A 26,398-nucleotide genomic window follows, 5' to 3' on the forward strand; every position below is an offset into this window, starting at 1 on the left:
TCATCCGAAAAATAAGTACCTTAAGGTATAAATATAAATAACAAATAGTTACACAGTTAATACCAGCAATATCCGAAAAAAATGTTTTCTCCCAGAAACCACTTGAAAAAGTCTGTCTGTAAAGGCTTCGCCGTTGGCGAACTTGTCTTGGCTTTGATAGCCACGGTTTAAATGGGGATTTAGAATCTTTACCTCTCAAACCCCAATATAAGGGCATTTAAAGCAATTCATTATTGGCAAGGTACGCATTAATCGGATGAACCATTTTTAAAAGGAGAAAACAATGAAAAAGTACATGCTCATGGTAAATATTTTTGTATATCTTTATATTTTTCTTAATTTTACTTTTTGTAATGCTGATACATTGATTCCAAATATTATCAATGGCAAAGTTAGTATTAACTCAGTTGAAATTATTTCATTAAGAGGTGAATGCTTAAAGATATTTGATAATAGAAATGGATATAGGTTTACTATAGAAAATACAACAAATTATATGAAACTAAATACTAATGAACTTGCCTTTACATATACTGCTGGTAGAAAAAAAGTCGTGGTATCGAAACAAGAACCTATTCACATTGATATCTCAGCATATCCAAACCCTTTTAATCCATTTACAACAATCAAATTTACTATTAACAATACTATTACTGCTCGTGTTACACTTGATGTATACGGACTCAATGGCCAAAAATAACAACTCTGGTGGATGATTTTTTGGGTTCTGGTACATATTACAGGCAGTTTGATGCATCAAATCTTGCTTCAGGGATATATTTTTACAATTTAAATTGTAAAGGTATAATTAAAACAGGTAAAATATATTTAATAAAATAAAAAAATATTTAACATTTTGTAACAATATGAAAAAGGCTTCTTATTTTTAGAGAAGCCTTTTTTACTTATTTTTGACAATTTGTTAAAATCCATTATATTATTACCATGTCACTGCCATTTGAAACATACATCGAGACCATCAGGAACATGCCGGGAATCAGACGGTGCGGTATAGTAACCGAGACACGGGGGCTTCTGATCGAGTCGCGGGGGCCGCAGGCGTCCCTCGGCGAGATATGCCGTATCGATTACGGCGACAGGAAGAAGGTTCTTGCCGAGGTTGTTGGATTCCGTGATAACCGTCTCCTCCTCATGCCCCTCGGAGACCTCGGGGGAATCGCGCCCGGAATGACCGTTTCGGCCACCGGCAAGCCCTACATGGTCGAGGTCGGGCACGAAATGCTCGGACGGGTGCTCGATGGATTCGGCAATCCTATCGACGGCAAGGGCCCGTTTGAGATAGAGGAGACACTCCCGCTCACCGGCGAAAAAATCAATCCTCTCCACCGGAGACGGATCACCGAGCCCCTCTGGACGCAGATCAGGGCTATAGACGGCATGGCAACCATCGGCAAAGGCCAGCGTATCGGAATATTTTCCGGCAGCGGAGTCGGGAAAAGCATTACCCTCGGCATGATAGCCCGCAAGGTCATCGCCGATGTCAATGTCATCGCGCTCATCGGAGAGCGCGGCCGCGAAGTCCGTGAGTTCATCGAAAACGATCTCGGCGAGGAAGGTCTCAAGCGCTCTGTCGTTGTGGTGGTGACTTCCGAGCTTCCCGCAATTTTGCGTATCCAGGGCGCTAAAGTCGCGGTTACCATCGCGGAGTACTTCAGAAATCATTCCATGGATGTCGTTTTCATGCTCGACTCCATCACCCGTCTGGCAATGGCTCAGCGCGAGGTGGGGCTTTCGGCGGGCGAACCCCCGACGACAAAGGGATATACACCGTCCGTATTCGCGCTCATGCCGGCCATTCTCGAACGGGCCGGTACGACGGATAAAGGTACGATTACCGGTATTTACACGGTTCTCGTTGAGGGTGACGATACCAACGAGCCGGTGAGCGATACAGTCCGTTCCATTCTGGACGGCCATGTCATCCTTACACGGAAACTCGCAAACCGGGGTCATTACCCTGCCATCGATGTTCTCCAGAGCCTGTCGAGGGTTCAGCGCGAGGTCGTTGACAAAAAACATCTCCGGATCATGAGGAAGCTGACCGAATTGTACGCGACATACACGGACGCCGAGGACCTTATCAACATAGGCGCTTATCCCGCAGGTTCGAGCAAACGGATCGATATGGCAATCGACAGGATCGATGACATCAACGCATTTCTCAGGCAGGATATCGACGAGGTTTCTTCTCCCGAAGAAATGCTCGGAATGTTTGAAAAAGCGGTCGGAGGGCTCACATGAACAGATTCAGGTTCAGGCTCGAAAACGTGCTTCGTCTTCGTACGGTCGAAGAGGAGAAAAAGAAACGCGAATTCGGTATTGCGCTGGGCAGGTTCAACCTCGAAGTGCTCGAACTCAACCGGATAAACGGCGAAATCGACAGCCATGAAAAAACGATGGAAGAACGCGGACAGGGAGCAGTTTCGGTGTCCGAGCTCCGGAGAAACTTCAATTATGCCCGGGCGCTGGATAATAAATCCTTAAAACAGAAAAAGAAGGTAAAGGAAAAAGAGAAATTCAAGGACAAAAAGCGGGATGAACTTGCCCGTTCGACCCAGCGTAAAAAAATCATCGAGCGCCTGAAAGACCGTGACCGTGAGGAGTATGACCGTGCGGTAATAAAGGAAGAACAGGCGTTTATCGACGAACTCACCACCGAGCGGTATCATAATCCTGATTCCTGAATCCTGCAATAAACACCGCAGTTTATTTTCCGCAGTACCATTCCCATATCACTTTATGTAAAACGGATAATGACCCCAATAAAAATGGTCTTTTTCGTTATTTCAATAGTTTCATACAATAGACCTGAGTCTGCGGCGATTTATTATGTTAAATCTATTGCAGTTTTTCCTGTCGAAAATCGCTCATGACGGAAAAAAATGCCCCATAAGGAATAATTTCTCTGAGTTTCATGGAGAGGCCCTTTAGTGCATAATCATGTATAACATTATGCGGTACAATATGATATGGATAAATATATTTGTTGGCATATTTGTTGCATAATTTTTTTCCCGGAAATATGTGTGCAAATCATGGAGGTATGTCCCGAATGAACAAGACAATGCAAGTTTTCACCTTTCTTCTGGCGGTTATCATGCTGCTTGCCGTAATCGGGATATGTTTCTATTACGGCGGTATTCGCAAGTATGGCACACCGGCAGAATTCAAACGAAAACAGCTCGAAATAGCCAAGGCTCACCTTGATTCGATCAAGGCTGTTGAGAGTTTGCGGCTTTTACCGGAAAATGTTGCCGACTCGACTTTGTTCGGTATTGGAAGGCATACCGAACTATTTGAGGATGTTTTAAAATCGGAAAACAGGCTCGAAATGATCCAGGCTCTTCTCGATTCGGTCGAAAAGGAAAAGCAAGTGCTTGCGGATAAAGAAAAAGCGATAGATTCAAAAATCAGTCTTTTAACAACAAGCAGCACAACTTCCCGTGAAGCCAATATCAGGAAACTTGCCCAGATTTACAATGCCATGAAACCGCCTGATGCCGTTCCGCTGATCAGCGCCATGAATGACACGACCGCTGTTTCGATCTTAACCCTGATGAGCGAGCGTAATGCTTCACGGGTTCTCGGGGCGCTTGCTGAAAAGGATATTGAAAAGGCTACCAAGATAAACAGGCTCCTTGCTGACCTTGAAAGCATAAAACAATAATGATTATACAACCACAAAGTGCCGGCTTTGAGAGTTTACTCAATCTTACTCCTGCCGCTAATGAAACGCCAGGATCATCGGGTGAGGCGGATTTTGCATCTCTGCTTTCTCAGATGATCGGGGGTACAGCCCCGCAGGTGACATTGAAGCAGCCGGTTACCGGGACACGATCCGGAAACTGCGCCGTTTCAGGCACTCCGGAACGTTTCCGGGCGAATCTCGTTGTTACATCGCAGGATGGTAAGGAAATGACCGTGCCTGTTATCATCACCGTAACCGAAAAAGGTGAGATTGTCATTACGCCGACAAACGAAGATATCCGGGTTGTTCCGGAATCATACCCCGGCGCAGTTGCTCAGGAGCAACCTGATGGGGAAAATGTTACCGGTCTCCCGGGATATCAGGAAATATCCGCATATTTCAGTGATTCTGCAGCTCTTGCAGAACTCGTAACCGACGATAACCGTATGGTATTGATGCTGTCCACTGATACCGGAATCCTACCCGGAACGGATGGCGGAACCAGTCTGATTACCGATACTGCCCTGGCCGATGCACAACCTGCAGGATTCGGTCTCATGTCATTCGGCGAAACAGCGTCCGAAAACAGCGATGCGACGGCAGTTACCGTCGATTCAACCGGTTCGGGTGAAAAAACCGGTTTTTCTGTTTTGAATATGGATACATTCAACGGCTCCATTCAGGAAAATAACGATATAATCGTTTCCGAAAACCAGGTGATCCCCGATACAGACAATACAGGCAAATCCGTAATGAATCAGTCAACGGAAACGGATCGTTCATTTACTACCTTCAATAATCCGGAGATACAGAACGCGACCATATTTACCGGGGACAGCGGCGATACCGGAATAATCACCCGTGATGGAATGTTTTTCGGGAACCAGGGTAGCGCGACCGGCGCTTCCGGTATTTCAACGGAAAAACCGACACCCGTACTTGTACTCCGCACAGGTTCGGGAGATATTCCCGTAATCCTCAACAACAACGGAGCTGCGGCATCCGATAATACTGCCGTTACAATGCTCGCCGACCTTATCGATTCGGGAGCTCTTGTTGAAATTATTCTTGGAAATAATAGACCGGACGACTCAGAAAACATGACCGTAATTGAAGAGCAGACGGGCGAAAAGAGTGTCGATCCCCTGATCTTCGCAAACCTTGCAGGCGATGAACGGGTGTCATTAACGGACACGAATTCTGAACCGGACAACACCGTTTTTGTTATGGGCGGACGTAATAAAAATATTCATCTGATGTCCGGAATATCGGGCAGCGATACCATCGCAGACATTACTGTGGAAGATGCTCCTGCGCAACCAGCGGAAAACACTCAGGCTGATGTTACCGCCGCCGCGCCGGATTTTTCAGGAAATATACAGTCAAACGCAAAAAGGCTGCCGGGGGGATTTGAGACGGTTTCAATCACAACCGACGCATACTACACCCCCTTAAACACTAGTACGAATCCCCCCGAAGCCGAAATAAATCTTTCCGGATCGTCAGTCATGACGTCTGTTGAAATCAACAATTCCCCTGAAAATGAAGAAACCGTTGCAGTCATGATCTCACGTGTCTCCGGAACGGATTCCGATACCGGGCAGCCGACCGAGCTTCAGGATGGCAAGTCCGGGTATGTTGTGAAGCCTCTTATAACCCTGAACGTGACTGATGCTTCCCCTGCGGATAACCGCATGAATCCTGTGACTGTAAATGCCGATAACCATAAAACCGGTATCGATGGTATCCGGCTGCGAGAGGCAGCTTCAGAAGGAATAACCACCGAAACCGGAACTGACGGAACCGTTGAGTCTGATACTGAAATACCTGTCCGGGAATCCACGGTTTCTGTTAATGATGGTGTGAGCAGCGCATCCGAACCGGAAGACACTTCAGTGAACAACCGGGTAAAAACCGTGGGAATCAGGATTACCAGGCCAGCCGGATCATCCCGTTTTCATGTCAGCGATAGTGAAAGCGATTTACAGGGGATGATGTCTTCCGATGAAGGAGCTTTCCCTGTATTGTCCGAAAACGGGAACGGAACATCATTACTCACACAGGTTGACTCCTCCCGGGCCGGGCGAATTATTGTTCGGGAAGGCACAGTAAGAACATCCGGCGAGCTTAATAATGTCATGTCCGCCGACGGTGAAAAAACAACTGTCAGGGAACCGGTGAAAACCGGCGGAAGTTTCGCGGCGGAATCCATTACGGCAGCACAGCAAAACGATACCGGAGCATCCGGTGTTATGACATCCGGGTCCGTTCAGGGTGATTCCGAATTCAATCAGATCGTATCTTCGCAAGGCACAGCGGGACTGTCAGTTCAAACCACCGATCAGGTCGATGAAAACAGTACACGGCGAGAGTCGATTACCACGCAGACGGGAGAGGGGACGTTTTCCGAAACATCCGGAGCAGGTATGGCAGCCGAAACGGGTGAATCTGTGGAAGGCGCAGCTCGTAAAGATATGAAAACCACGGCAACGATTACCGTAACACCCGTGAAACACGAGAGAATTCGTTCCGATGCCACCGAAGCAACTGACGTTTCCCCATCAAAACAGACCATGATGAATGGTAGTGAAATATCCGATCTGTCCGGTTCGGTGAGCGGAACTGAAAAGCCTGATGATCAGGGGAACAGTTCCTTATCGTTTCAGGGAATCGCGGTTGATCACAAAACCGGGCATTCAACGGGAAAATACCATACCGGCGCGCGCTTTGAAAATACGACCGAACAAGCAGGAGCAGTGAATGGAACCGGAGTCGAAGCCGATGGGGGTAGCCCGGGGAATACAAACGGCGGCCCGATGGGCGGACAGGCGAAAAGTACAGCCCAAACCACCGGAACAGAGGTGATATTTGATTTTTCTCAGGAAAATGTTTCTGTCAGCACAAACGATTCAGCCAACGGTGATGATACAGCATCGGGCGGAATTATCAGGAACGACATGCAGAGTGAGTTTGTTTCACTGTCGAAGCCGGGTTCTGCCCAGAGCGTCATGCCGCGATGGAATGCTTTTTCTCCCGAGACAGAATCAAAGATAATGAACACCGTGATACAGAATGCACGGTTCATGATCGCAAACGGGCATTCGAGCGCTGAAATAAGGCTCGAACCTCCGAATCTCGGGAAAATGAAACTCGATATCGTAACCGAAAACTCTAAAGTCACCGGTAAAATCACTGTCGAATCTCATGAAATAAAAGAAATTATTCAGAACAATCTGAGCGGTCTGAAAGATCAGCTCGCACAAAGCGGTTTGAAGGTCGAATCGTTTGATGTTCAGGTAGGGCATAACAGCGGCGCCGATGCGTGGGCCAATCGTCAGAATGCCGAAAATATGAACTTTAATCTGCGCCGTAATGCGAATACCTCCGTAACCGGAACTGCTGAGAAATACGATGTTACCGGAGGAGAAACGGTACTGCGCGGAAAATCTATGAATTCGGACTATCTTGATTTATGGATGTAAAGGAGGATTTCAGGTATGTCTTATATCGCAACGGATTATAAATCTAATTTATATACTCCCGAAACTTCTCAGAAATCGGGATCAATCTGGGGAACGACTGAAGAAACCACGGCAAGTTCCACCCTTAACACGGAAACCCTTGGGAAGGATGATTTTCTCAAGCTCCTTCTTGCACAAATGCAGAATCAAGACCCCCTCAATCCCGCCGACAACACTGAATTTGTAGCCCAGCTTGCCCAGTTCAGCACGCTCGAACAACTTACGACCATGAATTCTTCTCTCACCGAGATGATCGATTTGAACAGCTCGATTACCGGGTCGATCAATAATTCGATGATGGTTAATTTCATGGACAAGTACATTTCCGCCGAATCCGACGAATTTGCATATGACGGCAGCACTCCCGTCGATCTCAATTTCGATCTCGATGTGGACATCACGAACGGTAAGGTCGAGGTGCTTGACAGCAGCGACACGGTTATCCGTACCATAAACCTTGATGAAATGGATGACGGGCTGAATTCGGTGGAATGGGACGGGATGACAAACCGCGGACTTCCCGCCGCAGCGGGAACCTATTCATACAAGATAACAGCGTATGATACGGTAGGAAACGATGCGACAGCAACACCAGTATTCATCGGCATGGTTGAAGGAATATCATATAAGGAAGGTATGGCGTATCTTGAGGTGAACGGTATTCAGGTGCCGTTTGATAAGGTTAAAAGCATCGTAAATACTCAAGAATAACAAATAGTTGAGATATCGCCGGAAGGAGGTGAAACATGGTAGAGCGGCCGGACATAGCAGGATATGTGGGATCTCTGGGGACAGGCTCCGGTTTGACCAGGATCATACGCTCGGGCCGTGACCTGTCTTTTGTCGATGTACTCAAGGTACAGCTGGAACGCGAAACAGGAATAACTTTCAGCGCCCATGCGATGGAACGACTGAACGACCGCGGGATAACCTTTGGAAACAGTGAAATATCCAGGCTCTCCCAGGCTGTTGAAAAGGCTCAGGAAAAAGGAGCGGTTGATTCACTCATCCTTCTCAACGACACGGCTTTGATAGTCAGCATAAAAAACAAAACGGTTGTGACCGCTCTTTCGGGAGATTCGATAAAGGATAATGTATTTACGAATATTGATAGCGCAGTTATAGCTTAATAAAACAACGGGCCGGACCTCGCGAGAAGGAGGCCCTGCACCGCCGATTGACAGACGCGGTGTTCAGCAAGAAAAGGAGATGTGAACATGCCAGGGCAGACAATGTCTACTGCTGTGAGTGGAATACGAAACCAGCAGGTGTTTATGGATGTTATTGCGAATAACATCTCTAACTCCGGCACCATGGGATTTAAACGGGGCCGGATTACCTTCGAGGAATCATTTTATCAGCTTCTTCAGGGTGCATCGAGACCGCCCGGAGATCAGGGCGGTGTCAATCCGCTCCAGCTTGGAAATGGTACATCCATCGGCTCCATCGATACCATTCTCACCCAGGGACCGATACAGTCCACCGGCAACACGAGTGACCTTGCGATACGAGGCGACGGATTTTTTGTCGTTTCAGACGACCAGCGTTATTTCTATACCAGAGCGGGTTCATTCCAGTGGGATTCCAAGGGCCGTCTTGTTATACCGTTTAATGGTATGAAGGTTCAGGGGAGAATGGCCGATGAATCCGGAGTGGTCGATGACGGTTCCCCGATAGCGGATATCTCTGTTCCCTTTGGCACCGTCGATCCGGCAAAAACGACAACGAAAGTCAATTTTGTCGGTAATCTCGATGCTTCGGCTACACCGGTCGGGAATGTTATCAGAACAGGACGTCTCTATTCCCGTGAGATAGCAGGAAGTGCCACCGATGTGAACGGCTTATATGCCAGAGGGGATGCGAACCTTCAGATAAGTGGTATGTCTTCACTGTCGACAACCCTCACGGTTAATGTGAATGATGTCGCAACCGGTGAAACATCAAAGACTTATACCTATGTAAAGGAGGATACCGGGGCATCGAGTATGGATTTCCACACACTCGACGATCTGATTGCAGAAATCAATCATGATTTCGGGACTCTTGTTACCGCATCTTTAACAAGCGCGGGAGCCCTTCAGTTTGCCAATAAAGGGAATGCAGCAAATACAATCACTCTGTCGAGCGTGAATTCGGTTCTCAATAAGGCTATTGCGACTGCGAACGGTGTGGTTGGTGCAAAAACAACCGATGAGTTTTCACATGTGGCAATGGCCGATGATGCCCTGACGACCCTCCGTAACTCCTCGGGCGTCGATCTGGGACTCAAGCTTACCGATGCAATCACCGTTGATGGCCGTATTGGCGGAGATTCCATTACCACCGCCACAATTAATGTTGATGACGGTAAGGGAGCAAGCATCACGTACGATGATTACGTAAAAAGCCTCAAGAGCGCGTTTAATATCACCAATGTCAATCCTGTGGAAATTGATCCGGTGAATGGCGCGCTCATAATCAATGCCGATGGCGGCCTTGACTATGCAATTTCGGCAGTGAATATCAGCACCGGGGGGACGGCAACGGAATTTGACAATGTTTTCGACGCTACCGTCGGTAACTGGTCTGAAACCCGTGAAGCCTCGGATGTCACTCATTCCGCATCAGTCCGCGTGTTCGATTCACTCGGAAACGCTCATACGCTGACAGTTGAGTTCAAGAAGGATGTAACACTTCCCAACCGGTGGCAGTGGAACATATCCGTTCCTTCACCGGCAGAGCTGTCGGGAGGTTACACGGGATATGTGACGTTCGATAACAATGGCGTCATCGAATCGTTTTCCTATTCGCAGGGTGCGAGCTCGTTTACATTCGACCCCAAGAACGGAGCGGATGTCCCCGTTGATATCGTGCTCGATTTCGGTACACTCGGGTCGGCTGACGGCATCACCCAGTTTTCCAGCACCAACACGGTTATTGCCCGTGATCAGAACGGATATTCTGCCGGTGTGCTGGACAATGTTGTGATTGGTGATGACGGTTCGATCACCGGTCTTTTCACCAACGGCAACTCCCGTAAGATAGCACGACTCGTGCTTGCCACCTTCAATAATCCCGCCGGTCTTCAGCGGGTTGGCGATAACACCTATGATGTATCGAGCAACTCCGGTCTTGCCATTTACGGATTTGCGGGATCATCCATCACCGCTACCATAACTCCCGGCGCTGTTGAGATGTCCAATGTGGATATTGCCGAAGAATTTACCAACATGATCATGGCGCAGCGTATTTTCCAGGCGAATGCGCGGACTGTGGTGACAACCGATGAAATATTGCAGGAAACAGTCAATATGAAGCGGTAAATTCATATGGTAGTTTAAAATTTTGAATGTATTTTAGTATAAACGATTAATGGGAAGCCCCGCAGCGATTATGACCATGTCATAAGGGGCTTCCCGGATACGGAAGAGCTTTTTTATTACCGGGCAGCTTGCAAAAACATGAGAATTATGATATTTTACAGTATATGGCCATATTAATCAGTAAGGCGTGACGATGATAAAATTAACACGTTTCAATAATTCGGTGATTGTTGTAAATTCTGATCTTATTGAGTTTGTCGAGGAAACTCCCGATACTATTGTTACACTGACAACGGGACAGAAAATCATCATTAAGGAATCTGTCGATGAGGTAATCGACAAGGTTACGGCCTATAAGAGACGGATCGCCCATGGGCCTGTATCGGAATAACAAGGAGCGGGAATGGACCTTGCCACTGTTATAGGGTTTGTGTGCGGGATAGGATTTGTGCTGTATGGTATTTTAACTAGCGGAAGTCTTCTCCTGTACTGGAATATACCATCCGTATTAATTGTCGTTGGCGGAACCCTCGGTGCGACGTTTATAAACTACCCGCTCAAGGAGATTCTCGGTGTGCTTAAAGTCGTAAAGAATGCTTTTTTACATACTGAAAAATCCCCGAACGGTATTATTGAAGTACTGGTTGGTTTTGCTGAAACCGCCCGCCGTGAAGGAATTCTGTCTCTTGAACAGCAGGCGCAGAAGCTCGATGACGATTTTCTCAAAAGTGGTATTAATCTCGCAGTGGACGGCACCGAACCTGAATATATCAAAGAGATAATGACCACCGAACTTGATTATATTGCAGAACGTCACAAAACCGGAGCTGCAATTTTCGATGCAATGGCCATGTATGCCCCGGCGTTCGGAATGATCGGAACGCTTGTCGGTCTGATTGCCATGCTCGCGAAAATGGACGATCCTTCGACCATCGGTCCGAGTATGTCAGTGGCACTCATAACGACTCTCTACGGCGCCTTGATTGCGAATCTTATATGTACACCGATAGCGGGGAAACTTAAAAACCGGTCGGCAAATGAATTGCTGTTGAAACAGCTCAGTATTGAAGGAATCATGGCCATACAGTCGGGTGACAACCCGCGAATTGTCGAGGGGAAACTGAAAGCATTTCTCGCCCCTTCGCAGCGATCACAAATGGCAGCGAAAAAACAATAGGTTACGTATGCCGAGGAAAAAAAAAGAAGATACTCCCCCCGCAGGTTCACCTGCTTATATGACTACATATGGGGACCTGATGTCGTTGCTTTTATGTTTCTTTGTGCTTCTTGTATCATTTTCAACAATGGAGATCGAAAAGTTCAAAGCAGCGGCTGCATCACTCAAGGGAGCCCTCGGCGCATTGCCTTATCAGACGAAAGTTACGCCCAATCCAATACAGATGCAGCGGCAGACGAAAGCCGGTGAAGAGAAAAGTCGCTCCAGGAAACGTGAACGTGCGGTATTACAGCTCAGGAAAATCATTCGGGATCAGAATATGAGCAGTATCATCAAGGTCAGTGAAACTCAGGCGGGTGTACATGTCACTATCGGTGATCCAGCGCTGTTTGACACAGGCAAAACGGAAATCAAGCCTGGTATATTACCTGTTCTGAATAAAATCGTCGAAGTTGTCAGTTCCGGAGAGGAAGTCATCCGGGTAGAAGGTCATACGGATAACGTACCGATCAAAACATCCCAGTTCAGGAACAACTGGGAACTCTCAATAGGGCGTGCGTTATCGGTCATATCGTATATCCAGTCGCAACAGGAGAATCTGGACCCCTCGCGGCTTCGTCCCGTAGGATGCGGAGAGTTTCATCCCGTGGCCGCGAATGATACGCCTGAAGGTCGGGCATTGAACCGGAGAGTTGAAATTTTTATTGATTTTAATGAATAATTTCTGTCTATTACCGTAAGGGATAAACCGGTTTCCGGAGTATTATACAGGCTTGGAGGTATGTCCATGGCGGATCGAAATACGATTTTGAAATATATCGTGATAATTCTTGTTATTGTCCTGATTGATATTATTGCCGGTTTTTTCATAGGCAAGAAGATACTGAACTGGGCATATAAAAGCGAGAATGTGACCGATGTTGCCGGTTCGGAGGATCAGAAAGCGCAGGAGAGCAATGCTATTCAGGAGCCGCCTGGAACCATGATCCCGCTCGAAGCCATCAATCTGAATCCCGCGCAGTCAAGCGGAGAAATATTTTCGTGCGATATTGTACTCGAGGCGAAAGCGCCGGAAGTCATTGCAGACATTGGGGTCAGGAATGCCCAGATAATGGACAAAATTTCGAGTTATCTGTCGATGAAAACTGTTCAGGAACTCTCCGATGCCAAGCAGTGGGAACAGTATCGGAAAGAGATGACCGATCTTGTCAATTCGACACTGACAAGCGGCTCGATCACCAATTTATATATCAAACAGCGAATTATCCAGTTTCCATAAGAGGAGGTGATGTTCTGTGGCTGAGATTCTCTCCCAGGAAGAAATAGATGCGCTGCTTTCCGCAGTGTCATACGGGGAGGATGTTCAGGTCCAGGCTGAGCCGACCAAAGCGGAAAAATTCATAAATACCTATGACTTCCGTCATCCCGCGCGAGTCAGCAAGGATCAGCTGCGAACTCTCCAGAACCTGCATGATAATTTTGCACGGCTTCTGAGCGCGACCTTTTCGACACTCCAGCGTGCAGTTATCGAAATCAACCTGGTATCGGTCGATCAGATTACATACAGTGAATTCATCATGAGCCTTTCGTCGCCGAGCTGTACTTACACCTTCAGGATGGAACCGCTCGAAGGTGTCGCGATAATCGATTTCAGCCAGTCGGTGGTTTTCAGCTTTGTCGACAGGCTCTTTGGCGGCAGGGGCACCTCGATAGTCACGGAGCGTGAAATTACCTGGATTGAAAAAAGTGTCATGAATAATATCATCAACCGGACTCTTCGTGACCTCGAACGTACCTGGGAAAGAATAATTCCGCTCGAATGTAATGTGGAGATGCTGGAAACCAACCCTGAATTTGTTCAGGTCGTGCCTGCATCGGAGACTGTCGTGCTTATTTCGTTCGAGCTTAAAAGTGAAAATGTGAGCGGGCTTATCAACCTCTGCTATCCCTATATAACGATCGAGCCTATTGCGCTGCGTCTCGGCGGACAGAATCTTGTGAGCTCGGCGAAGGAAGTTCCGCGGGAGGAGCTGGAAAAAAACCGCAGAAGAATAAAAGTTTTCGATACCACGGTCAAGGCAATCCTCGGAGAGACAAAGCTCTCTCTCAATGAGCTGCTTGACCTCAAACTGGGTGATGTGGTGACACTCGGACGGCGGTTACATGAAGAAATCGATATTTATGTTGAAAATGAATTGAAATTTCAAGGTCGCGCGGGATTGGTCGGTAAATACAAGGGCATTGAGATTTTATCCCGTATTTATAACAGGAAAATAGATCTTTCGGTACCGGAGGACTGATAGTATGGTACCCGATGAAAATGAAGAGGCGTTGGGCTCCGAAATTGATGATGCTGCCGGCGCCGATGAAGCTCTCGAACAGGGAATTCAGGATGTCGATCTGGGCGAGGATGATCTCGAGTCTCAAATGGCTGCGGCAATAGCTGCCGAAGGCGATCAGGGATTGACCGATGATGATCTGGAAACACAGATGGCCGCGACGATGGCTCTCGAAGGGGAAGCCGATGCCGGAGAGCTCGACCTGGAACAGCAGATGGCAGCTGCGATGAGTGAGGAAGATTTGGGCAGTATCAGTGAAGGATTGGATTTTGGCGGAGAGGATGAGGAAGCCCAGATTCCTGTAAAACCGCTCTCTTTTCAGCAGCTTCGGCCATCGGATGAAAGAGCGGACAGGGACAGTATAGACAGGCTGCTCGATGTTTCTCTCAATATTTCGGTTGAACTTGGCCGCAAACAGATGCAGATTAAAGATATTCTCAGTCTCGGTCCGGGCAAGATCATCGAACTTGACAAGCTTGCGGGCGAACCGGTCGATCTTCTGGTGAACGGTAAGCTGCTCGCAAAAGGTGAAGTTGTTGTGGTGGATGAGAACTTCGGCGTCCGTATCACCGACCTGATCGACCCTAAAGACCGAATCAAGATGCTTTAATTAATTAGTGCGGTATGCAGGATATCGGGCACGTGCTTTCCTGTTTCCGCCCTAGCCCGCACAGACATGATGTGACCGGTCGCTGTTCTGATCGTTATTCGTGATTTCCGAGGAGCGTTCTGTAATGCCGCATATTTCCCTCAGGTGGATGATACAGTTACGGCGGCTTGCACATTGTTCTGCGCTTCGGGATATATATGTTTTATGCGGATGGGACAGTTTTTCCTTTCCATCCTTTCCTCGAAAGATTGTACTTCTCAGTTTTGTTTCCAGTGTGTATCTTATTTTATTCAGAATCGCAGAATGCTTTGCGGCTGTCGATCCCGACAGTACGATTGGTCTGTTGTCCGATTCGGCACGTACCGAAGTGAACCTTATCATGCAGACGATCAAAGTTCTTGTTGCGCTCGGGATTACGATTGTTCTGCTTGTTCTCGCCCTGTGGGTGCTTAAAAAAGTGATGAGGCTCAGGGGCAGTGGCGGAACTGATGGCAGAGTTGTACAGGTGCTTGAAATTCAGCATATCGATCCGAAAAAAACCATCGCGCTTGTCAGAATACTGGACAGGGTTTTTATTGTGGGCTGCACTGAGAATTCCATAACCGGACTCGGCGAGCTCACCGGCAGCGAGATGGAACGCCTGAATCTCAGGATGCCGGCCGAACAGGGTGTTTTCAAGAGTCTTTTCGACAGATTCACCGGAGAAGGCCGTACGCATGACGGGGATACAAGCTCGAAGAAAAGCCAATGATACATGCGGTGATGATTCCACGGGAAACAGGAGATTATGGAACGTAAACTCATGTGGGCGGGTATTGTTTTCCTTGCGGTGATCCTCGCCGCGGGGAGCGTATACGCCCAGAACCTCCCGGGTTTGAACATCCAGATCGGAAGAAGCGACTCGCCGGAGGATGTATCGGTCACAGTCCAGATCATTCTCCTTATCACACTTCTGAGTCTCGCTCCGGCTTTACTGGTTCTCCTCACGTCGTTCACGCGGATCATCATTGTCCTCTCCCTGCTCCGTCATGCACTGAGCACCCAGCAGATGCCGCCCAACCAGGTTCTCATAGGACTTTCCCTTTTTCTGACCTTTTTTATCATGTCGCCAGTGTTCAACGAGATAAACAGCCAGGCCATACAACCGTATATCAAAAAGGAGATTACCCAGCGGCAGGCGTTCGAACGTGCTATTGTCCCGCTCAGAGTGTTCATGTTCAAACAGACGAGGGAAAAGGATATTGCACTCTTTATACGAGCGGGTAATTACCCCCAGCCCGCGAACGAATCCGAAGTTCCGACAGTTGTTCTTATTCCCGCTTTTGTGATATCGGAATTGAAAACCTCTTTCCAGATGGGATTCATGCTCTTCATACCGTTTCTCATTATCGATATGGTCGTGGCGAGCGTGCTCATGAGCATGGGAATGCTCATGCTTCCGCCCATCATGGTTTCGCTTCCGTTCAAGATTCTCCTTTTTGTGCTGGTTGACGGCTGGTATCTGCTTGTCCAGTCGCTTATAACAAGTTTTCGATAGCGGAGGATTTCGAAGTGACACCCGATCAGGCTATACAGATTGCACGCGAAGCGATGATCATTACGCTGCTCCTTGCCGCACCCATGCTCGGCTTCGGGCTTGTTGTGGGTCTTCTGGTGAGCATTCTCCAGGCGGTTACCCAGATAAACGAAATGACGCTTACCTTTATTCCGAAAATCATTGCAGTCGCACTCGCACTCGCGATTTTCATGCCGTGGCTTATACGGACGCTCGTCGATTTTACCATCCGTCTCCTGACCAGGCTCCCGAATTTTGCCATGTAGGTGTTTCCGGCATTCACGAGCCGACCAATGGCGGGATAATCCGCGGATCACCCAATGGATGTTCCGCGGGTACATCGAAGAGAATACCGAATGAATCTGTACACCATTTCGCTCACGGATATCTATCATTTCCTGCTTGTTGCGTTCAGAACAGGCGCCCTCTTCATGACCGTGCCCGTATTCGGTCATATGTCGATTCCCAGAGTGCTCCGTATCTGGCTGGTTCTGCTCTTTGCCTTTGTAATTATTCCGTGGATAACAACCCCCGTAATCGCGCCCCCGGCGACACTCGTTCAATTTGTCCTCGTGATTCTGAACGAAATTGCAATCGGTCTTCTGATGGGATTCGGAGTCATCATCTTCTTCTCAGCCGTGCAGTTTGCAGGACACCTCATCGGTCTCCAGATGGGACTCGCCGTTGCTAATGTCGTTGACCCCATGGGAGCGGGAGAAATTGCCGTTATCGGTGAATTCTATTATTTCTTCAGCCTTATCATATTCGTCCTTATCGACGGACATTATATCATCATCAATGCACTCATCAGGAGTTTCGAGCTTCTTCCCCCCGGCGGGGCCGTGATGAATCCGTCCATCGGAAATTATCTTATCACCCTGTCCGGCATGGTTTTCGTTGTCGCTGTAAAGCTCGCTGCCCCTGTTATCATTACCCTGTTCATCCTGAATGCGATACTCGGAATCATCGCCCGGACAGTACCCCAGATGAACGTCTTTATCGTCGGATTTCCCCTCGCGATCGGGGTAGGACTGGCCCTTATCGCCTTTACGCTTCCCGTATTCGCTCTTATCATCGAGCGTGTGTTCGGCGGTCTCCAGACGCATTTCTTCACGATCATTCGTATGCTTCAAGGTTGAAATATTGCAGTAAGCCGATGTTTCCGGGCGGATTTTGGTTGAAAAATTTTCATACCCTGTATATATTTATCGCTGTATATAGTGTTTGGTCATACACTTCGACACCCGGAACGCGCCCGGAATTTTTCCGCGCTACGGGGAGGTGAGACAGTTTGCCCGAGGATACCGGTCAGGAAAGAACCGAACAGGCGACTCAAAAACGCCGTGAAGAAACGCGTAAAAGAGGGCAGGTAGCCCGTTCCACCGAGGTAAGTTCGGCCATCATGCTTCTCGCTGGTTTCAGCGTTCTCATGCTGTTCCGCCGCCACATACTCCAGGGACTGGAACGCTATGTAACGGGAGTGTTTACCCAGAGTTACACGTACGATCTCGGCCTATCCAACATCCGTGGTCTTCTCATGAATGCGATTATCACATTTTTTACCATTCTCCTGCCGGTATTTGTGGTCATGGCTATTGCGGGAATTGCGGTGAACGTTCTTCAGGTGGGATTTCTGTTTACCGGTGAGCCGCTCATGCCGAAAGCCGAGAAAATCAATCCGTTCGAAGGTGCGAAACGTATTTTGTCGAGAAGATCGTTCGAGACGCTCGTACGAGATGTCATAAAAATTATTGTCGTGGCATGGATCGGTTACCGGGCGCTCAGGGGATTCATGAACGATATCATGATTGTTTCGGATTCGACGGTCGGGAATATTTTTGCATTTACCGGATATACCGTGTTTTCCATTGCACTCAAGATACTTATCGGATATGCGGTGATTGCTATACTCGATTACGGTTTCCAGCGCTGGGATTACGAACGGTCGATGATGATGACCCGTCAGGAGCTGAAGGAGGAGATGAAACAGGCCGAGGGCGATCCTCTCCTGAGAGCGCGGATACGGTCTGTTCAGCGTGAGCTCTCACGGCGCCGTATGATGGAAGAGGTCCCGAAAGCCGAGGTGGTGGTTACCAACCCGACGCGGCTTGCGGTTGCGCTTTCCTATCAGCCCGGCATGACTGCTCCTGTCGTGGTGGCGAAGGGCAAGAACCTCATTGCGGAAAAAATCCGCACAATAGCCATAGAATCGGGTGTGCCCATCATCGAAAACGTTCTTCTTGCACAGGCGCTCTTCAAGGCCGTGGAAATAGGCAATCCTATTCCTCCCGATCTCTATACCGCAGTGGCCGAGGTTCTTGCATACGTATACCGTCTCAAAGGGAAAAAAGTGGTATAAATCGAAATATGATACTATATTGCATGAAAGAAACGTGCAGCACCTGATGGAATGATCTCCTGGGCTGCATGGATATGGTTTTCTTGAGATTATCCGGAGAAACCGATTTGGCGGCGCCAATCCCGACGACGAGAAGATTTTCCTTTATATCCGATGCTATCCTCGCGATACTGGTGATTGCGATCATCGGTGTGATGATCGTTCCCATTCCGACCGGATTGCTGGATATTCTGCTGAGTTTCAATATCGTTTTCTCCATTGTTATCCTCCTCGTCACCATGTACGTTACCCGTCCCCTCGAACTATCGATTTTCCCCGGACTGCTCCTCATGACCACTGTATTCCGGCTTGCCCTCAATGTTGCAAGCACACGTCTGATTCTCGGCAGCGGGAATGCGGGTAATGTCATACGGTCGTTCGGGACATTTGTCGTTCAGGGGAACTATGTGGTGGGATTTATAATATTCGGCATCATCGTTGTTATCCAGTTTGTGGTTATAACACGGGGAGCGAGCCGTATTGCTGAGGTTTCGGCCCGTTTTACCCTCGATGCGATGCCGGGCAAACAGATGGCTATAGACGCCGACCTGAACGCCGGACTTGTCGATGAGGACGAAGCCCGCCGCAGAAGGACAGAAATCAGCCGTGAGGCGGATTTCTACGGAGCGATGGACGGTGCTTCGAAATTTGTCCGCGGCGATGTCATTGCCGGTTTGATCATAACGATTATCAACATTATTGGGGGTTTCATCATCGGGGTTGCGCAGCGCGGTCTGCCCTGGATGGAGTCGATACAGGTCTATACCATGCTCACCGTAGGAGATGGCCTTGTAACACAGATACCGGCGCTGCTCATGTCCACGGGAGCAGGTATGATCGTGACGAGGGCGACCTCGGAATCGAATCTCGGGCAGGATATCCGTGATCAGATATCCAAGAGGCCCATCGCGATCGTCATGTCAGCCATTATGATCGCGGTGTTCGGAATCATTCCGGGTCTGCCCACAAAACCGTTTTTCATACTGGCAATCGCCACGGGTATGTATGCGGCGATTCTTCTCAGGCAGAGTACCCTTGCCGAGCGAAAGCGTGTTGCCGAGGAGAAAAAACCTTCCGAGCTCCCGCAGGAACGTATCGAGGATTACCTCCAGGTGGATATTCTCGGCGTGGAAATCGGGTATGGCATAATACCGATAGTCGATGAAAGCCAGGGGGGGGATTTTCTCGACCGGGTAACCACGTTACGGCGGCAGATTGCCCAGGACATGGGGATTATCGTTCCGCCTGTCAGGATTCGCGACAACATAAAGCTCAATGCCAACGATTACACGATCATGATACGGGGGAATGTCGTGGGGAGGGGACAGATAGAACCCGATATGTTTCTCGCCATGAATCCGGGTTTTGCGGAGGAGGAGATAGAGGGTAAGGATACCATCGAGCCTGCGTTCGGGCTCAGGGCGAAATGGATAACCGCACAGAGCCGTGAAAAGGCCGAATTAAGCGGATATACCGTCGTCGAACCATCGAGCGTGCTCGCAACGCATCTGTCGGAAACCATCAAGCGGCATGCCCACGAAATCATCTCGCGCCAGGACATACAGGCGCTTGTGGATAATATCAAGCGCGATTATCCGGTGCTGGTGAATGAGCTGATTCCGCAGAGCCTGAGCCTCGGTACGCTCCAGAAGATTCTCCAGCATCTTCTGAAAGAACGTATACCGGTTCGTGATCTCGTGACCATACTCGAGGCGGTCGGTGATTATGCCGCGACAACGAAAGACCCTAATACGCTCGGTGAATTTGCGCGAGCGGCACTTTACAGATCGATTACAAAAATGTATATTGATGAAGATGGCAGGCTGACCGTATTCACCCTGTCGCCGAAAGTCGAACGTATGATTCTGGAAAATACGAAATCCTCTCCGCATGGACTGATGATCAACCTCAGCCCGGAGATGAATGAGGAATTGCTGAGTCGGGTTGGCACGCTGGTGGAACAGATGATTACCAACGACCAGCAGCCGGTGGCGCTGACATCTTCGAGCATCAGGCTGGGATTCAGGACGATGACAGAAATCAGTTTCCCCAATTTAGGGGTTGTGTCATATAATGAGGTTGCACCGGAAGTTGAAATTTTTTCAGTGGGTATGGTGAAGGCTGAATCATGATTATCAAGAAATTCACAGCCCCGACAATGACCGAGGCGCTTTCGAAAGTACGCGAAGAGCTGGGCACCGATGCGATCATACTGAGCACCCGGAGCGAGAAAAAGGGCGGGATGCTCGATTTGATCGGCCGCTCGTCGGTCGAGGTTACCGCCGCCATCGACGATAATCCGACGAACGGTGCGAGCTCTGCTGGGCGACCGTCAGGCGGTGATTCGCGTTCACGTCCGATAGGACCCGGTGAAGCGCGGCTGTATCCTCCCGACCATTCGGGTGTATATAATAAACCCTCTTCGGGAGCAGCGATACCTTCAAGGACGGCCGAAGTCACAGTCAAGGAGCTCGACGACCATGTCCATGTTGACCGGATCGTAGAGGATATCAAGGAGCTGAAACGCTCGATCAGGGAGCTTGCAGATTCCGCCCTGACTGGTGAGATGGACGGCCTTCCCGCGCAGCTTGCGGGTCTTCTCAAACGCATGCGCGATTCAGGAGTGGATGAAAAAATAGCGAAACGTCTTACACGGCAGCTTCTCCATGATCTGAACGGCGGCGAGCTCGTGAACGGAAAAGTGATTATCGAGCGGGCAAAGGACATCCTTTTAAGCGGCCTGGGGCAGCCAAGTCCGATTCTGCTTGCTGGCGCGAAACCGCGGGTCATTGCTTTTATCGGACCCACCGGTTCGGGAAAAACGACGACAATCGCGAAACTGGCCGCCGATTTTTCACTCAACCAGGAGAAAAGGGTGGCGGTGTTGACCATCGACACAAAACGAGTCGATGCCGTCGGGCAGTTGAAAGCATACTGCAGGATTATAAATATTCCCCTATATATCGCCTACAGTCCGGACGAGATTCCGGGTATCATGCCCGGCCTTATGGACAGCGACATTACTCTCGTGGATACACCGGGCTCGGGTCCCATGGATAAAGCGCAGATGCTCGAAATGGTGGAGTTCCTGCAGAAACTCATACCCCAGGAAGTGCATCTCGCCATGAGCATCACCACATCGTTTTCCGAGATGAAACGTGTATTCGACAATTTCGGGATTCTGAAGCCGAACCGTATTCTTTTCACCAAGCTCGATGAGAGCGACCAGTACGGATCTATGGTTTCGTTTGCGCTGATTTCGAAAAAAACGCTCTCCTATGTCACATTCGGACAAAATGTTCCGGGGGATTTTTCCATAGCCGATCCCGGGAACCTCATAACAAGTATCCTCGAGGGAAAGGGAGCGGCGCGGTGAAGATAATATGCAGGGAAAATAACCGTTTGGGAATACACGATGCAGCGAGATAAGGAACTTCATCTCAAGTCTAACCGGGCCAGGGTGTTCGCCATTACGAGCGGGAAAGGTGGTGTGGGAAAAACATCCATTGCGGTAAATCTCTCGATTTCGCTCTCGAAAGCCGGAGCCCGCGTGCTGTTGATCGATGCCGACATGGGTCTGGCAAATGTTGACCTGATGACCGGTATTTCCGCCACCCGTACGATCGAGCAGGTTTTGAACGGCCAGGCAAGTATCTTCGATGCTCTTACCGAAGGGCCTGAAGGATTGACCATACTGCCGGCAGGCTCGGGGATGGGGCATATTCAGGAAATGGGACCGGATGGGAAAATCCAGTTCAAGAAGGAACTTCTCAAGCTCGAAAACGCGTTTGAGCTTATATTTATAGATACCGGCGCGGGGATATCGGCCAATGTGGTCGATTTTGTTTTCATGGCTGACGAGGTGATTGTGGTTATGACACCCGAGCCGACGGCGTTTGCGGATGCGTATGCGATGGTGAAGCTCGTAACTGTGCAGAAGCCCGACATGAAGATCGGGGTCATTGTCAACATGGTCAAGAATGATGAGGAAGCCGAGCGTATTTATACAAAATTCAACGAGATCACCCGGCGTTTTCTCGAACGGGCGACACAGAACCGTGGCTCGATAGTTCGTGACAATGCGGTCGGACAGGCGGTGTTACGCCAGATTCCCCTTGCATTATCCGCGCAATCGTCGCCGTCGATGAAGTCGATTCGGAAAATTGCTAAAAATATCGTCGGAATAAATTCAACTAATAAAGGACGTCTTTTCAACCGATAAAATAAAGTAGGGCGGCATGAATGATAAAAGAAATCAGGTCGACAGAAGACTCCTGAGTGAACGAAGAGCTCAGGAGGAGCGGAGAGAACGTCCCGAAAGAAGGATCACCAACGACCGCAGGATTCAGGGTGATCGGAGAAAACAGTGCATCGGCGGTCAAAGCGGACGGAAAGGCCTCGATACTTATAAGAAGTTTTCCCAGAACCAGAAACGTGACGAGCTGATAAAGAAACATCTCAAACTGGTCAATTTTATCGTGGCCCGGCTGTCGATCGGATTACCGAACTGGATTGACAAACGTGATTTGATAAATACGGGAGTGATAGGTCTCATCGATGCGGTCAATAACTTCGATCCCACCAAAGGAGTCAAATTCGAGACTTATGCCTCTACCCGTGTCAGGGGAGCGATAATAGACGAACTCCGGGCTCTCGACTGGATACCACGGTCGACACGCGCCAAATCGAAAGAGATCGAGGGCGCTATCTCCACTCTTGTCAACAAGCTCGGACGTCTTCCTACCGATGAGGAGATAGCGGTAGAGCTCGACTGGGACATGGACAAGTATTACAAGGCGCTTGACCAGGTCTCCGGGACGACGCTCCTGTCGCTCGATGAACAGGTGGAGTTGACAGGCGGCGGTGAGCCGGTAAAGAGAATCGATACCCTGGTGAGCGGTAATGAAAGCGCGCTCCAGTCCATAGAACGTAAGGAACTCATCAGCAATGTTGCCAGAATTCTGGGCACACTGCCCGAGCAGGAGCGGCTTGCGATAGCGTTGTACTATTATGAAGAATTGACCCTGAAGGAAATAGGTATGGTCATGAATGTCTCGGAATCGCGCGTTTCACAGATTCATACATCAGCCATACTCAAATTGAGAGTCAAACTGCGTACCCAGTATTACGGTGCGTAAAACGAGAGCTGCGTCATGGTACGACCGATTGAAATAACCGATTCACTGTCGAAAGTTCAAGCCGTCGAACGAATGCAGCAGGACGCGAAATTGCAGCCTGAGGTTCTTCAGCAGTTTCAGAAGACCCTGGCGGGAAAACAGACGGAGAAAAGGATTACATCACCGAATCCCGTTCCTCAGGGCGATCTGGTCGTTCTTCATACCGACCAGCAGGAAAAAGAAAAACGAAAAACCGCAGAAGACGAACAGCCTGAACATGAAAACCGTGAGAACACCGGGGAAAGCCCGGAAGAATCCGACCACAAAGATGGGAAAAGCGGCGACGAACACATCCCGCCGGCTCATATCGACATAAAAGTGTAGTCTCGCTGTTTTTCCTCGTATTGAATCACGTACCCATACTATGAATCAGCCTGATTTCCCGTTTTTTCACTTCCGGGGGTGTTTATTGTGAGGATAACCGGTACGGGCGCGCCCAATGTCAACCGGCCGGAGCATGCCTCACGTTTCCCGGCTTCATCACAGGTTACCGTACCCGTACAGACACCGCATACACCTGAAGAAACGTCAGTTTCCGGTCTCACATCGATTTTTTCCCGGAAACATGTCACAGTTTCACCGACCGAAGTTCAGGCTCTCGTAACAGAGCTCCTTTCTCTCGGCATCAACCCCTCTGACATGGATGCAGAGAGCTCCCTGCGCGCCCTTGTTCTCCGACGTAACAGTATACCACTGACCGCAGAACTGGTGAAAAACGCTACCGATGATGAGAGTATGGTTTTTACCCGACTCGGTTCTCTGGGCGACAGCGTTCGTTCGATTCTTTCCGGAAAACGGCTGCCGGGTGAAATACGCGCTACACTTGAACGTTTTATCGCCGATCTTGACTCACTGTTCACAACCGAAGCCATGAAAGGATCGCCGGGCAGTATGATCGAGGACAGCATTACCGCATGGACCCGGAACATCGAGCTACGGCTTGTGCATGCGCTGGCGGGTGAACGCGACGGTATGCCGGGATTTTTTACCGGCGCTGCGGGTGTAAGTCCTTCAGCTGCAAATGACTTCGGAACGTTATTCGAGGTGTTGAACAACAATCCGAAACTGGCCGGCATGTTTGAAAAAATCGAAACAGCGGCGGGAGAAGTCATATCATGGATTCAGGGTATCGAATCCGGTCAGGGCAGTACCACCGGAATAATCGATGAAGCCGTCGCTCTGATGGGGCAGCGTTTGAACACGCTTGCGGCGGAACTGAATGTATATCTGACAGAAGCGGGAGTGAAGGGTCTGACTGACGGAATGGTTGCGGAATTTATGCGCGGACAGGTGCAAACGCTTGAAAACATCCTCCTTGACAATTTTGCCACTCCGGTTGCTGCAAACGGCAAAACGGGTGTATTCTGGGAAGCCGGAGAAGAAGCGCTCTCCGTTCAAAACATACTTAAAAACAGCGGTATCGCTTTTGAATGGCGCCTTCTGGCATGGTACCGCTCCGGCAGGGATCCATCCCGTCTTCAGGAGCTCATTCGCAGTGATGTCAAGGGCATCCTGACATCATTACTGACACGCCTGAAACACCATGAAGGGGAAAGCCGCAGCTCCGGTATGCTACGAACCCTCAATCAGGAAACCAGATCGCTTCTGGACAGCATCTCCCGGCGCCAGATTTCTTCCATTCTCCAGAGCCAAGAGAACATCCATGGGATGTATTTCGATCTGCCCTTCGGTGATGTCCGTAATAAACTGAATGCCCGGATATGGGTCAACGGCAGGAATAAGCCCGGCGGGAATACTATCGATTCAAGGAATTTCACGTTTTCATTCGATGCCGAAACCGTCAATCTCGGTCGGGTGAAAGTATTTATGAATGTGCTTAACGGCGTGATGTCGCTCCGGTTCTCAATGAGCGACGAGGATCAGACCGATCTGGTCCGCGAGATGCAGCATGAGCTTGTCGATTCGCTGAGTGCCCGCGGATTCATTATCGGCTCGGTCAGTGCCGGCGTCCGCAAAGAAGGTGAGGGAGACGGCGGTTCCGCGCCCGGAGGCAGTCTGGATATCGTGAGATGAAAAAACTACGTAAACGCGTCCTGACCGACCGTAAAACCGCAGCTGCACTCAGATACCGTCAGCATGAGGATCGCGCTCCGAAGCTCGTAGCGAAAGGCGCAGGAGTAATAGCCGAAAAGATAATCGCGGCGGCCCGCGAAGCAGGAGTGCCGATCTATGAGGACCCCGATCTTCTCGCCCTCCTCATGACCCTCAACATTGGTGAGGTTATTCCGCCCGAACTGTATACAGCCGTTGCGGAAGTCCTCGTGTTCATCTACCGGATGAATAAAAAAGCTGTCGGGTTCCCCTGAGTGACTATGCATTCATGTAAAGAATATAGTTGACCTGTATTGGTTTTTGCTCAATATTATCACAAGCCGACATGGTTTCTGTAAGACCACATTGAGATCATTGGTATAAGATACAGACGTTTATTTTTGTTGTTGTATAGACCCTGAAACGAGTTCAGGGTGACATTACAAAATCAAGTTGTCATGCTGAAATAGTTTCAGCATCTGTCATCAGTTATCCATAATTTTTACTTGTATAACTGCGACTTGTTGTAAAACAGTGTATCAAAAATTACTATTTAAG

At 49.1% G+C, this 26,398-nt stretch carries 25 protein-coding genes and 1 pseudogene; all 26 read left to right on the plus strand.

The genetic code is table 11. The features are described 5' to 3' along the window. The first annotated feature begins 283 nt into the window (after positions 1 to 283). Positions 284 to 700, plus strand: a complete 417-nt coding sequence (locus LLG96_05195) for a hypothetical protein (protein MCE5249599.1) — start codon at positions 284 to 286, stop codon at positions 698 to 700. A gap of 245 nt (positions 701 to 945) precedes the next feature. Beyond that, positions 946 to 2,262: a FliI/YscN family ATPase gene (locus LLG96_05200; GenBank protein MCE5249600.1), complete on the plus strand. Its 1,317-nt coding sequence runs from the start codon at positions 946 to 948 to the stop codon at positions 2,260 to 2,262. Further along, complete coding sequence (gene fliJ, locus LLG96_05205) at positions 2,259 to 2,705, plus strand: flagellar export protein FliJ (protein ID MCE5249601.1); 447 nt, start codon at positions 2,259 to 2,261, stop codon at positions 2,703 to 2,705. Before LLG96_05200 ends, fliJ begins: the two co-directional genes overlap by 4 nt. 368 nt (positions 2,706 to 3,073) lie before the next feature. Next, a complete protein-coding gene (locus LLG96_05210; GenBank protein ID MCE5249602.1) occupies positions 3,074 to 3,688 on the plus strand; it encodes a hypothetical protein in 615 nt (204 codons plus the stop codon). Between the two features lie 137 nt (positions 3,689 to 3,825). Then, positions 3,826 to 7,191, plus strand: a complete 3,366-nt coding sequence (locus LLG96_05215) for a flagellar hook-length control protein FliK (protein MCE5249603.1) — start codon at positions 3,826 to 3,828, stop codon at positions 7,189 to 7,191. 15 nt (positions 7,192 to 7,206) lie between these two features. Beyond that, positions 7,207 to 7,941 (plus strand): hypothetical protein, encoded by a 735-nt coding sequence (locus LLG96_05220; GenBank protein ID MCE5249604.1) that lies wholly within the window; start codon positions 7,207 to 7,209, stop codon positions 7,939 to 7,941. Positions 7,942 to 7,976: 35 nt separating this feature from the next. Further along, a complete protein-coding gene (locus LLG96_05225; GenBank protein MCE5249605.1) occupies positions 7,977 to 8,360 on the plus strand; it encodes a flagellar biosynthesis protein in 384 nt (127 codons plus the stop codon). Positions 8,361 to 8,447: 87 nt separating this feature from the next. Next, a complete protein-coding gene (locus tag LLG96_05230) occupies positions 8,448 to 10,532 on the plus strand; it encodes a flagellar hook-basal body complex protein (protein MCE5249606.1) in 2,085 nt (694 codons plus the stop codon). A 193-nt stretch (positions 10,533 to 10,725) separates the two neighbouring features. Next, positions 10,726 to 10,923 (plus strand): flagellar FlbD family protein, encoded by a 198-nt coding sequence (locus LLG96_05235; protein MCE5249607.1) that lies wholly within the window; start codon positions 10,726 to 10,728, stop codon positions 10,921 to 10,923. A 12-nt stretch (positions 10,924 to 10,935) separates the two neighbouring features. Continuing rightward, the gene (locus LLG96_05240) at positions 10,936 to 11,709 is read left to right on the plus strand and encodes a MotA/TolQ/ExbB proton channel family protein (GenBank protein ID MCE5249608.1); all 774 of its coding nucleotides are present in this window, start codon (positions 10,936 to 10,938) and stop codon (positions 11,707 to 11,709) included. A gap of 7 nt (positions 11,710 to 11,716) precedes the next feature. Then, complete coding sequence (locus LLG96_05245) at positions 11,717 to 12,430, plus strand: flagellar motor protein MotB (protein ID MCE5249609.1); 714 nt, start codon at positions 11,717 to 11,719, stop codon at positions 12,428 to 12,430. A gap of 66 nt (positions 12,431 to 12,496) precedes the next feature. Next, complete coding sequence (locus tag LLG96_05250; protein MCE5249610.1) at positions 12,497 to 12,988, plus strand: flagellar basal body-associated FliL family protein; 492 nt, start codon at positions 12,497 to 12,499, stop codon at positions 12,986 to 12,988. A 16-nt stretch (positions 12,989 to 13,004) separates the two neighbouring features. Next, positions 13,005 to 14,009, plus strand: coding sequence for a flagellar motor switch protein FliM (gene fliM, locus LLG96_05255; GenBank protein ID MCE5249611.1), 1,005 nt, complete (start codon positions 13,005 to 13,007; stop codon positions 14,007 to 14,009). A 397-nt stretch (positions 14,010 to 14,406) separates the two neighbouring features. Beyond that, a pseudogene (gene fliN / locus LLG96_05260) lies at positions 14,407 to 14,658 on the plus strand (flagellar motor switch protein FliN). A 124-nt stretch (positions 14,659 to 14,782) separates the two neighbouring features. After that, positions 14,783 to 15,409: a flagellar biosynthetic protein FliO gene (locus LLG96_05265; protein ID MCE5249612.1), complete on the plus strand. Its 627-nt coding sequence runs from the start codon at positions 14,783 to 14,785 to the stop codon at positions 15,407 to 15,409. 36 nt (positions 15,410 to 15,445) lie between these two features. After that, positions 15,446 to 16,195 (plus strand): flagellar type III secretion system pore protein FliP, encoded by a 750-nt coding sequence (gene fliP / locus LLG96_05270; protein ID MCE5249613.1) that lies wholly within the window; start codon positions 15,446 to 15,448, stop codon positions 16,193 to 16,195. A gap of 14 nt (positions 16,196 to 16,209) precedes the next feature. Continuing rightward, positions 16,210 to 16,479 (plus strand): flagellar biosynthesis protein FliQ, encoded by a 270-nt coding sequence (gene fliQ, locus LLG96_05275; protein ID MCE5249614.1) that lies wholly within the window; start codon positions 16,210 to 16,212, stop codon positions 16,477 to 16,479. A 90-nt stretch (positions 16,480 to 16,569) separates the two neighbouring features. Beyond that, entirely contained in the window at positions 16,570 to 17,352 is a 783-nt protein-coding gene (gene fliR, locus LLG96_05280; GenBank protein ID MCE5249615.1) for a flagellar biosynthetic protein FliR, read from the plus strand. A 152-nt stretch (positions 17,353 to 17,504) separates the two neighbouring features. Then, the gene (gene flhB / locus LLG96_05285; GenBank protein MCE5249616.1) at positions 17,505 to 18,572 is read left to right on the plus strand and encodes a flagellar biosynthesis protein FlhB; all 1,068 of its coding nucleotides are present in this window, start codon (positions 17,505 to 17,507) and stop codon (positions 18,570 to 18,572) included. A gap of 107 nt (positions 18,573 to 18,679) precedes the next feature. After that, positions 18,680 to 20,743, plus strand: a complete 2,064-nt coding sequence (gene flhA, locus LLG96_05290) for a flagellar biosynthesis protein FlhA (protein ID MCE5249617.1) — start codon at positions 18,680 to 18,682, stop codon at positions 20,741 to 20,743. Beyond that, a complete protein-coding gene (flhF, locus tag LLG96_05295; protein ID MCE5249618.1) occupies positions 20,740 to 21,987 on the plus strand; it encodes a flagellar biosynthesis protein FlhF in 1,248 nt (415 codons plus the stop codon). Before flhA ends, flhF begins: the two co-directional genes overlap by 4 nt. Before the next feature lie 39 nt (positions 21,988 to 22,026). Then, positions 22,027 to 22,833 carry a MinD/ParA family protein gene (locus LLG96_05300; protein ID MCE5249619.1) on the plus strand — a complete coding sequence of 269 codons (807 nt, stop codon included), beginning with the start codon at positions 22,027 to 22,029 and terminating at the stop codon, positions 22,831 to 22,833. Positions 22,834 to 22,849: 16 nt separating this feature from the next. Further along, complete coding sequence (locus LLG96_05305; protein MCE5249620.1) at positions 22,850 to 23,749, plus strand: FliA/WhiG family RNA polymerase sigma factor; 900 nt, start codon at positions 22,850 to 22,852, stop codon at positions 23,747 to 23,749. A gap of 15 nt (positions 23,750 to 23,764) precedes the next feature. Then, complete coding sequence (locus tag LLG96_05310) at positions 23,765 to 24,112, plus strand: hypothetical protein (GenBank protein MCE5249621.1); 348 nt, start codon at positions 23,765 to 23,767, stop codon at positions 24,110 to 24,112. An 87-nt stretch (positions 24,113 to 24,199) separates the two neighbouring features. After that, entirely contained in the window at positions 24,200 to 25,822 is a 1,623-nt protein-coding gene (locus LLG96_05315) for a flagellar hook-length control protein FliK (protein MCE5249622.1), read from the plus strand. Further along, positions 25,819 to 26,115 carry an EscU/YscU/HrcU family type III secretion system export apparatus switch protein gene (locus LLG96_05320; protein MCE5249623.1) on the plus strand — a complete coding sequence of 99 codons (297 nt, stop codon included), beginning with the start codon at positions 25,819 to 25,821 and terminating at the stop codon, positions 26,113 to 26,115. Before LLG96_05315 ends, LLG96_05320 begins: the two co-directional genes overlap by 4 nt. Positions 26,116 to 26,398: the final 283 nt, after the last annotated feature.

This window comes from bacterium, assembly GCA_021372535.1.
Classification (GTDB): Bacteria; Latescibacterota; Latescibacteria; order Latescibacterales; family Latescibacteraceae; genus JAFGMP01.

Excerpts from the sequence above, each read along its gene's own strand:
- LLG96_05235 (MCE5249607.1), top strand. The coding sequence starts at position 10,726 with ATGATAAAATTAACACGTTTCAATAATTCGGTGATTGTTGTAAATTCT.
- fliR (MCE5249615.1), top strand. The coding sequence starts at position 16,570 with ATGAATCTGTACACCATTTCGCTCACGGATATCTATCATTTCCTGCTT.
- LLG96_05225 (MCE5249605.1), top strand. The coding sequence starts at position 7,977 with ATGGTAGAGCGGCCGGACATAGCAGGATATGTGGGATCTCTGGGGACA.
- LLG96_05240 (MCE5249608.1), top strand. The coding sequence starts at position 10,936 with ATGGACCTTGCCACTGTTATAGGGTTTGTGTGCGGGATAGGATTTGTG.
- LLG96_05200 (MCE5249600.1), top strand. The coding sequence starts at position 946 with ATGTCACTGCCATTTGAAACATACATCGAGACCATCAGGAACATGCCG.
- LLG96_05220 (MCE5249604.1), top strand. The coding sequence starts at position 7,207 with ATGTCTTATATCGCAACGGATTATAAATCTAATTTATATACTCCCGAA.
- LLG96_05310 (MCE5249621.1), top strand. The coding sequence starts at position 23,765 with ATGGTACGACCGATTGAAATAACCGATTCACTGTCGAAAGTTCAAGCC.
- LLG96_05320 (MCE5249623.1), top strand. The coding sequence starts at position 25,819 with ATGAAAAAACTACGTAAACGCGTCCTGACCGACCGTAAAACCGCAGCT.
- LLG96_05195 (MCE5249599.1), top strand. The coding sequence starts at position 284 with ATGAAAAAGTACATGCTCATGGTAAATATTTTTGTATATCTTTATATT.
- LLG96_05245 (MCE5249609.1), top strand. The coding sequence starts at position 11,717 with ATGCCGAGGAAAAAAAAAGAAGATACTCCCCCCGCAGGTTCACCTGCT.
- LLG96_05265 (MCE5249612.1), top strand. The coding sequence starts at position 14,783 with ATGCCGCATATTTCCCTCAGGTGGATGATACAGTTACGGCGGCTTGCA.
- LLG96_05210 (MCE5249602.1), top strand. The coding sequence starts at position 3,074 with ATGAACAAGACAATGCAAGTTTTCACCTTTCTTCTGGCGGTTATCATG.
- LLG96_05305 (MCE5249620.1), top strand. The coding sequence starts at position 22,850 with ATGAATGATAAAAGAAATCAGGTCGACAGAAGACTCCTGAGTGAACGA.
- LLG96_05300 (MCE5249619.1), top strand. The coding sequence starts at position 22,027 with ATGCAGCGAGATAAGGAACTTCATCTCAAGTCTAACCGGGCCAGGGTG.
- LLG96_05230 (MCE5249606.1), top strand. The coding sequence starts at position 8,448 with ATGCCAGGGCAGACAATGTCTACTGCTGTGAGTGGAATACGAAACCAG.
- LLG96_05250 (MCE5249610.1), top strand. The coding sequence starts at position 12,497 with ATGGCGGATCGAAATACGATTTTGAAATATATCGTGATAATTCTTGTT.
- fliJ (MCE5249601.1), top strand. The coding sequence starts at position 2,259 with ATGAACAGATTCAGGTTCAGGCTCGAAAACGTGCTTCGTCTTCGTACG.
- flhF (MCE5249618.1), top strand. The coding sequence starts at position 20,740 with ATGATTATCAAGAAATTCACAGCCCCGACAATGACCGAGGCGCTTTCG.
- fliP (MCE5249613.1), top strand. The coding sequence starts at position 15,446 with ATGGAACGTAAACTCATGTGGGCGGGTATTGTTTTCCTTGCGGTGATC.